Annotated in this window: 1 protein-coding gene and 1 pseudogene; both read left to right on the top strand. The window is 57.1% G+C overall.

The features are described from left to right. The first annotated feature begins 299 nt into the window (after window positions 1-299). Window positions 300-1,217 (top strand): 4-hydroxybenzoate octaprenyltransferase, encoded by a 918-nt coding sequence (gene ubiA, locus AD928_RS00255; protein WP_062247343.1) that lies wholly within the window; start codon window positions 300-302, stop codon window positions 1,215-1,217. Between the two features lie 175 nt (window positions 1,218-1,392). Further along, window positions 1,393-1,716, top strand: a pseudogene (locus tag AD928_RS00250) (ferritin-like domain-containing protein); the annotation flags it as partial. Between the last annotated feature and the right edge of the window lie 83 nt (window positions 1,717-1,799).

Raw genomic sequence — 1,799 nt, 5'->3', positions numbered from 1 at the left:
TGACCGTGCCCAGATAGCGCGCCTGTGCCGGGCTGAGCAGGCAAGACGTGCCGGCTTCCGCCGGACCACCTGCGGCGTCCTGCGGCACAAAAAGACGGGGAAGATGCTCGGGCGAACTCATGGCATTCAGCTATCAGGCAGGTTGCAACGGGAAGGGGAGGCACGGTCCGGCGGGTCGTTCTCACAAAGATATGGTTGTTTAGGCGGTAATGCCGTTCTGCGCAAAGAGGTTCATGCCAGAGGGGAATTTATGGCATACCCCCGGCACTGCTGTGTTTGGTTAAAGGACCGCCTGTATCGTGTCAGCTTCTTCCGGTCATACCGACATCCGGGTGACGGGCTGGATTGCCCGCCTGCCTCCGGCCCTGCGCCCTTATGCCCTGCTGGCGCGGCTGGACCGGCCTATTGGTACATGGCTGCTGTTTTTGCCCGGCATATGGGGGATTCTGCTGCCACAGGGTGTGCCAGCTGCGGAGCGGGTGCGCCTGATTGTGCTGTTTAGCATTGGCAGTCTTGTCATGCGGGCTGCGGGCTGCGTGGTGAATGACATGTGGGACCGCGATATTGACCGGCAGGTCGCCCGCACGGCTGGCCGCCCGCTGGCCTCCGGTGCTCTGCGGATGCGGCATGCAGTGCTGTTTCTGGCCATTCTGCTGGCGATTGGTCTGTCCATCCTGCTGCAACTGAATGGCCTTTCTCAGATTCTTGGGGCGTCCTCGCTGATGCTGGTGGCGCTGTATCCGCTGGCCAAGCGGTTTACGTGGTGGCCGCAACTGGTCATGGGCTTTACCTTCGGGTTTGGCGCACCTCTGGGGTATGCGGCGGCGGCCGGCCATCTCTCCCTCGCGCAGCTTGCGCTTTATGCGGCAACCATCGTCTGGCAACTGGGGTTTGATACCATCTATGGCTTTCAGGACATGGAAGATGATGCCCGTATTGGCGTGAAATCCACCTCACGCCTCATGGCTGGGCGGGCAAAGGCTTTTATTGGCATCTGTTACGCGCTGATGGTGGTGTTGCTGGCGGGGGCTGCTCTGCTTGCTGGTGTGGGGCTTCTGTTCTGGCCGGTCCTGTTGCTGCCGGTGTTCCTACTGTGGCGGCAGGTTGTGGGGGTGAATCCGTCGGACCCGGCTTTGTGTCTGGCTCAGTTCCGCGCCAACCGGGAAATCGGTTTTGCGGTGGCGCTGGCGCTGCTGGCGGGTTTGGTCGCCTTTTAAAAAGGGCCACTCTTTTTCTGTCGGGACAGTAATGATGAGGGCAGGGTCAGGTTATGATCCTGCCCTTGTCTGTTTTTGTAGAAAAATCCACGGCACAGTTGCTCTGAAAATGCGAAATATTCTCATTATGTAAGAATAAATTGAGACTTATCCTGAAAATGTATATGCAGGGCAGATGCGTAAATTTACTGCCCTGACCGAACAGGAAATTCTTGCTCTGGCCATTTCCAATGAGGAAGAGGACGGTCGCATCTATGCGGACTTTTCCTATGCCTTGCAGGAAAACTACCCCGATACCGCGAAAATCTTTGCGGATATGGTGCGTGAGGAAGATGACCACAGGCGGCATCTGATTGATGTCTATGTCCGGCGTTTTGGAGATCATATTCCTCTGATTCGCCGTCAGGATATCGCCGGGTTCATGCCGCGTAAGCCCGCCTGGCAAATTCAGGGGCAGGGTATCGACGCGGATTTCTCACACTTGAGGCAATTTCGGGTCATTTTGTAGAATTCAGTCATCCCACAGGAGCCCGATCTGGAATATTGACGATATTCTGCTTCTGGCGGCGGGTTCTGAACGCA

This window comes from Acetobacter cerevisiae, assembly GCF_001580535.1.
GTDB lineage: Bacteria > Pseudomonadota > Alphaproteobacteria > Acetobacterales > Acetobacteraceae > Acetobacter > Acetobacter cerevisiae.
This window is presented reverse-complemented; position numbering and strand designations above follow the sequence as displayed.